This is a genomic window from Myxococcus sp. AB025B (assembly GCF_006518215.1).
GTDB classification, from domain to species: Bacteria; Myxococcota; Myxococcia; order Myxococcales; family Myxococcaceae; genus Myxococcus; species Myxococcus fulvus.
Genome location: NZ_SRLW01000422.1, coordinates 1 through 6,535, shown reverse-complemented (window position 1 = coordinate 6,535; position 6,535 = coordinate 1). Strand labels below are relative to the sequence as shown.

Annotated in this window: 6 protein-coding genes; 3 read left to right on the top strand and 3 right to left on the bottom strand. The window is 71.6% G+C overall.

Translation table 11 applies throughout. The annotated features are described in order from the left end of the window. Window positions 1-191: 191 nt before the first annotated feature. The 3 genes from FL311_RS39645 (at window position 192) to FL311_RS39635 (ending at window position 1,871) form a co-directional block, all read left to right on the top strand. Window positions 192-428 carry a hypothetical protein gene (locus FL311_RS39645; RefSeq protein ID WP_046710939.1) on the top strand — a complete coding sequence of 79 codons (237 nt, stop codon included), beginning with the start codon at window positions 192-194 and terminating at the stop codon, window positions 426-428. A 156-nt stretch (window positions 429-584) separates the two neighbouring features. Continuing rightward, complete coding sequence (locus tag FL311_RS39640; RefSeq protein WP_194869567.1) at window positions 585-1,004, top strand: response regulator; 420 nt, start codon at window positions 585-587, stop codon at window positions 1,002-1,004. A 78-nt stretch (window positions 1,005-1,082) separates the two neighbouring features. Beyond that, window positions 1,083-1,871, top strand: a complete 789-nt coding sequence (locus FL311_RS39635) for an FRG domain-containing protein (RefSeq protein WP_141332834.1) — start codon at window positions 1,083-1,085, stop codon at window positions 1,869-1,871. Window positions 1,872-1,880: 9 nt separating this feature from the next. Here FL311_RS39635 and FL311_RS39630 read toward each other — a convergent pair whose 3' ends face one another. From FL311_RS39630 to FL311_RS39620, 3 genes are all read right to left on the bottom strand, one after another. After that, window positions 1,881-2,096, bottom strand: coding sequence for a hypothetical protein (locus FL311_RS39630; RefSeq protein WP_141332833.1), 216 nt, complete (start codon window positions 2,094-2,096; stop codon window positions 1,881-1,883). 166 nt (window positions 2,097-2,262) lie between these two features. Next, a complete protein-coding gene (locus FL311_RS39625; RefSeq protein ID WP_141332832.1) occupies window positions 2,263-3,399 on the bottom strand; it encodes a hybrid sensor histidine kinase/response regulator in 1,137 nt (378 codons plus the stop codon). Then, window positions 3,396-6,473: a GAF domain-containing protein gene (locus FL311_RS39620; protein WP_228557392.1), complete on the bottom strand. Its 3,078-nt coding sequence runs from the start codon at window positions 6,471-6,473 to the stop codon at window positions 3,396-3,398. The genes FL311_RS39625 and FL311_RS39620 overlap by 4 nt, the downstream gene beginning before the upstream one ends. Window positions 6,474-6,535: the final 62 nt, after the last annotated feature.

Genomic DNA, 6,535 nt, shown 5'->3' with positions numbered 1-6,535 from the left:
CGCCAGGCCCCTCCCACCCGCCTGGCGCCTCGCCCCTCGAACGGACGACCCCGCGGGTTGGCAACCCTTGCTGCTGGCCCTTATCAGGTGCACCTCGTGGTGCCCGCGCTCCGGACTCACCGTTGGGAATGACGCGTCGCACCAGCCGGTAAACGGTTCATCGCACCCACGAGGGGGGCAAGAGAGTCATCATGTCCTGTCCACAGCCACGTCCCACCGAGTTCCGCCTGCCCATGCGCGCGGAGTCCTTCTCCATCGAGGAGCACCGCAACGTGCACTGCCGCTTCTACGGCGGCTGCATCGACGTGGCGGTGCGCCAGGATTGGGACAGCTTCACCTGCTCCAGGTGCCCCCTGTTCCAGCAGGACACCGCGCCCGGCGCGGACCAGTACGCCTTCAACCAGCCCGCGGAGAACGGCAGGCCCTAGGCCGCCCGTCCGGACTCCGCTGGACCGGCCCTCCCTCCAGGTGCGGGAGGAGGGCCGGGGGCCTCCGGGGTTCTTGTCCTTCGCAAGGTGGTGGGAGCGCCGGACCCACGCGCCGCTCGTTGGATGTCTCCTTCCGGCCGCTGTGAGCCCGAGCGCATGACCTACCGTCCCGTCGTCGTCCTGGCCGAGGATGATGGCCTCCTTCGAGAGGCGGTGGCCGAGGCCATGGAGCTGGAGGGCTACCGCGTCGTGCCGTGCGACAGCGGCTTCTCCGCCCTCAAGGCCTTCTTCGCCGAGCCCCGCGTGGACGTGCTGGTGCTCGACTGGCTCCTGCCCGACATCGAGGGCCGGGACCTCATCCGGCTGCTGCATGCGCAGCGTGAGCTGTCGGACCTGCCGGTGGTGCTCACCACGGGGCTGGAGCTGGAGCTGCCCAGCTTCGAGGGCGCGGTGTGCCTGTTGCGCAAGCCCTTCGATTCGACCGAGCTGTCGCGCATCCTCCACCGCCTCACCCACCCGACGCGCGCCACGACGCCAGCCCGGTCCTTCGCGCCCACCGACGCGCGCGCCGTCTGAAGCGCGGCTTCCCAAGCAGCCCCTCGCGCCGCATCTTGAAGGCCGTCTGTCCCCGGTCGTGGGGACACGGACCTTTGCATGCAAGAGCACCGGGTCAGCTCATGGCTGGAGCTCCAGGAGGCGCTGTTCGCGGACTCCTGGAACGAGGCGCTGGGCCGCCACCGCGCCAGCTACGTGTTCCGCGGCATGCCCCACGCCGAGCACGACCTGTCCACCGCGCTCAACCGCCGGGGCCTGTTCGTCCGCAAGGAGAAGGACCTGCTGCGCGCCTTCCGCAAGTACGCGCGCGGCACGCCCCGTGAGCCCCTGGACTCCGTCTGGGACTGGCTCGCCCTGGCGCAGCACCACGGCCTGCCCACGCGCATGCTGGACTGGACGTTCAGCCCCTACGTCGCGCTGCACTTCCTCACCGAGGACTCGGACCTGGCGCACGAGGACGGCGTGGTGTGGTGCGTGGACTACCGGGAGACGAACCGGCTGCTGCCCCGCCCGCTCAAGACGCTGCTCAAGCGCGAGGGCGCGGACGTGTTCTCCGGGGAGATGCTGGCGGAGGTGGCGCCGTCCATCTCTGATTTGGACCGGCTGGCGCGCCACCCGTTCGTGCTCTTCTTCGAGCCGCCGTCGCTGGACGCGCGCATCGTCAACCAGTTCGCGCTCTTCTCGGTGATGAACGGGCCGGACGCGCGCCTGGACAGCTTCCTGGAGCGGCGCAAGCAGGGGGTGCGCCGGCTCATCATCCCCGCGGACCTCAAGTGGGAGGTGCGCGACAAGCTGGACCAGGCGAACCTCACCGAGCGGGTGCTCTTCCCCGGCCTGGACGGGCTGAGCCGCTGGCTGCGTCGCTACTACAGCCCGCGGCCCAGGTAGGCCACCGCGTCAGGCATGCGCGTGCACGTGGGGGCCGGGGTGGTGGTGCTCGTCGTCCTGGTCGTTCATCGTCACGTCACCGACGATGCCGTTGGCCCGCTGGTGCTCGGTCACCTCGCGGATGTCCTTCTCCCACTTGTTGCCGGCCGCGCCGAAGAGGATGACGGCGAAGATGATGAGACCGAAGAGGAGCGTTCCAATGAGCGCCGCGCCGAGAATGGTCATCGCTGGACCTCGAGGTTGGGGGCCGCCACCCACAGAGCGCCGGCCAGGTTGAACGCACCCCCGAAGGGTGTGTCCTCCTTCTTCCCGCCGCGACCCGTGCCGCGCGCCCGTCCGGCCCGCCCCTCGGGTCAGCGGGCGGGCGGACAGGGGGTTGCTGGGGGGCCCTTCACTCCTCGGTGACGAACTGCCGCGGCAGGCTCAGCCAGAAGGCCGTCCCCTCCTGGGCGGAGGACGACACACCCAGGAGGCCCCCGTGGGCCCGGACGATTTCGTGGGTGATGTAGAGCCCCAGGCCCAGGCCGTTGCGCTGCGCGCTGCGCTTGTCCTGCGCGCGGCCGAAGGGGTCGAAGATGGAGCCCAGGCGCTCGGCGGGGATGGGCAGGCCCCAGTTGTGGACCTCCACCCGCACGCCGCCCTCCACGTCCGCCACCGTCACGCGCACCACGGTGTCCTCCGGGGAGTACTGCACGGCGTTGCCCACCAGGTTCGACGCCGCCTGCGCGATGCGGTCCGCGTCCCAGTCCCCCCAGCCGTTGCCCGTGAGCGACAGCTCGAACTGGCGGCGCGGGTGCGCCACCTCCAGCTCCTCCACCACCTGCCGCAGCACCTCGTGCAGGTTCATCCGCGCCCGCTCCAGCACGTACCCCGCGCCCAGCCGCGTGCGCGTGAAGTCGAGCAAATCATTGATCATCCGCGCCATGCGGTCCGCGGAGATGGAGATGCGGTTGATGGCCTTGCGCTGCGGCTCGCTCAAGCCCCCGTGACGCAAGAGCAGTGACGCGTTGCCGGTGATGGCCTGCAGGGGGTTTCGCAAGTCATGGCCGAGGATGCCCAGGAACTGCTCGCGGAACGTGGCCGTGCGCCGCGCGGCCTCCTCGCGCTTGAGGCCCTCCTCCACCCGCTTGCGCTCGATGGCGTACCTGAGCGCGCGCACCAGGAGCGGCCCCGACACCTGGCCCTTCACCAGGTAGTCCTGCGCGCCCTCGTGCACCGCGCGCACCGCCAGGCGCTCGTCGTCCGTGCCGGTGAGCACCACCAGCGGCACCGACGGCGCGGCCTGCAAGAGCGGCGGGATGTTGCCCAGCCCGTGCCCGTCCGGCAGCGACAAATCCAGGAGCACCGCGTCCACCGGCGGCCCCTCGCTCACCACGCGCACCGCGTCCGCCAGGCGCTCGACGTGGAGCACCTCGAAGCGCGTGGCGGCGACCTCGCGCAGCTCCTCCTGCAGCAGGAGCGCGTCGCCCGGGTGGTCCTCCACCAGCAACAGCCGCAGCGGGCGCTCCTCGGTGCCGATGTCACTCATGACGACACCTCGGAAGCCGCGGGCACCGACGGCGCCAGCGGCAGGGTGAACCAGAACGTGCTGCCCTCGCCCACCTTGGACTCCACGCCGATGCGACCTCCCAGACGCTCCACGATTTTCTTGCAGATGGCCAGCCCGATGCCCGTCCCGGCGAACGACTCCTTGCCGTGCAGGCGCTGGAAGATGACGAAGATGCGCTCGAAGTCCTGCGCGTCGATGCCGATGCCCCAGTCCCTCACCGTGAAGCGCGCCTCCGTGCCCTTCACCTCGGCGGCCACCTCCACCCTGGGCGGGGAGGCCCCATGGAACTTGAGCGCGTTGCCGATGAGGTTCTGGAACAGCTGCACCAGCTGCGTCTCGTCCGCGAGCACCATCGGCAGCGGGCCTGTCTCGAGCCGGGCGCCCGACTCCCGCAGCGCCACCTGGAGGTTGGTCCGCGCCCGCTCCACCGCGCGAGCCGCGTCCACCGCGCGCGGCTCGCGGCCCTGCGTGCCCACGCGCGAGTACGTCAGCAAATCCTGGATGAGCCGCTGCATGCGCGTGACGCCGTCCACCGCGTAGTGGATGAAGGTGTCCGCCTCCGCGTCCAGCTTGCCCTGGTAGCGCCGCGCGAGCAGCTGCGTGTAGCCGGCCACCATGCGCAGCGGCTCCTGCAGGTCATGCGAGGCCACGTAGGCGAACTGCTGGAGCTCCTCGTTGGAGCGGGCCAGCTCCTTGGCGCGCAGCCGCAGCGAGTCCTCCGCGCGCCTGCGCTCCAGCCCCTGCGCGAGCGCGTCCGCCACCGCCGCCAGCGACGCCACCTTGTCCTCGCCCAGCACCGTCTTGCTGTAGAGCCCCATCACGCCCACCAGCTGCCCGCGCACCAGCAAGGGGATGCCCGCGAACGAGCGCAGCCCCGTCTCGCGAATCCACGTCGGGTCCAGCACCCGGGCGTCGTGCTCCATCTTGTCCACCCAGACCTGCTCGCGCGTGCGGGCCACCTCCGCCACCAGGCTGGTGCCGTGCACCGCCACGCGCGCCCACTTCTCGCGCGGCGGCGCGGACACGCCCGCGTTGCCCACCAGCTCCAGCATGGCGGAGCTGCGCGAGTACAGCCACAGCCGGGCCACCTGCGCGTCCAGGTGGCGAACCAGCGCCTCCGCGCAGCCCTGGAGGATGTCGGCGACGGAGCCCTCCTTGGCCAGGGCGCCGCTCATCTCCGCGCGCAGCGCCTCCAGCCTGCGGGCCACCTGCTCGCGGTCCAGCCGGCGCAGGCCCTCCTCCACGCGGCGCTGGGCCGTCATGTCCGTGTTGGTGCCAATCCACTCGCGCAGCTTGCCGTCCGAGTGCAGCACCGGCACCGCGCGCGCCAGCGTGGGCGAGTACGTCCCGTCCGGGCGGCGCAGCCGGTATTCCACCTCGTACGGCCTCACGTCCGTCACCGCCGCCGTCCACGCGCGGCGGGCCGCGTCCCGGTCCTCGGGGTGGACGGCGTCCAGCCAGCCCGTGCCCTTCCATTCGTCGTACGCCTGGCCGGTGTACTCGCGCCAGGAGGGGCTGTCCTCCTCGATGAAGCCATCCGGCCGCGTCACCCACACGGCCTGCGCGGTGGCGGTGACCAGGGAGCGGAAGCGCTCCTCGGCCCGGCGCGCGTCGCGGAACAGGCGCGCGTTGTCCAGCGCCACCGCGGCCTGGGACGCCACGCCCTCCACCAGCCGCGCGTGCTCCTCGCCAAAGCGCCCCGGCTCCGCGTGTCCGAAGAACAGCCCGCCGAGAATCTCCCCGGAGCGGCTCTTCACCGGCACCGCGAGATAGCTCCTCACCGGCAGGTGCCCCTGGGGCATCCCGTGGTACGGGGCGCTCCTGCCGTAATCAGGGTGGCGCGTCACGTCGTCGTACAGCCGCGAGCCCTCGCCCCGGAAGGTGGGGCCGAAGATGGCGGTGTTGCGCGGCATGAGCAGGTGCGCGAAGGCCTCCCGGGGCACGCCCGACAGCGTGTAGAGCAGGTAGGACTCGCCCCGCTCGTCCACGCGGTTCTCGAAGAAGGCGCCGAAGCCCGCGCCGGTGAGGGCCACCGTCTCGTCGGTGATGCGCTGGACGAGCACGCCCGGGTCCAGCTCCGACGACAGCGTCTCGCCGATGCGCAGCAGCGTCTGGGCGGTGCGGCGCTCCTCCTGGCTGCGGCGCAGCGAGGCCTGGGCCTCGCGGTACAGGCGCGCGGTGTCCACCGACAGCGCGGCGCGCGAGGCCAGCTGCTCGCCCAGCTCCAGGTCCGTCCGTCCGAAGCGCCGGCTGGACTCGGCCGTCACCAGCGTGAGCGCGCCCAGGGTGCGGCCGCGCGCCTTCAGGGGGATGAGCATGGCCGAGCGCAGGCCCAGCGCCGTGAGGAAGCGCAGGTGCTCCCTGTCCCGCGCCGCCAGGGCCAGCACGTCGTCGGACACGGACTCCAGCAACACCGGCCTGCCCGTGCGGATGACGGCCAGCACCCCGTTCGGGTCGTCCTCGCGGGGCGGGTAGCGCACCCGCACCTCCTCGGCCAGCCGCACCCGGCTGGGGTCCACGTGCGCCACCGCCACCTGGCGGGTGCCGCCGTCCTCCTCCACCAGCTCCACCGCGCACCAGTCCGCCAGCTGCGGCACCGCCAGCTTCGCCAGCAGCGCCAGCGTGTCGTCCAGGTCCAGCGCGGACGAGGACAAGAGCGCCCCCGCCTCCGCCAAAAAGCGCATGGACTCCGAGGCGCGCTTGGGCTCCTCGATGTCCGTGGTGGTGCCGAACCACTGGAGGATGTCGCCCTTCGCGTCGCGCAGGGGGCTGGCCCGGCCGAGCATCCAGCGCCAGGCGCCATCATGGCGCCGGCAGCGGAACTCCACCTCGTAGGGCTCCCCCGTCGCGAGTGAGTGGGCCCAGCGCCTGCCGGCCTCCTGCGCGTCCTCCGGGTGGAAGATGCGCCACCAGCCGTCGCCCAGCGCCTGCTCGGGCGTCAGGCCGGTGTACTCGTACCAGCGGCGGTTGAAGTAGACGTGGTGCCCGTCGGGGCGGGTCATCCAGACGAGCTGGGGGAGGCTCTCCAGGACCTGGAGCTGTGTCTTATACACATCTCCGAGCCCACGCGACGCGTAGTAATCTCGTGTGCGGTCTTCTGCTTGAAAAAAAAAAG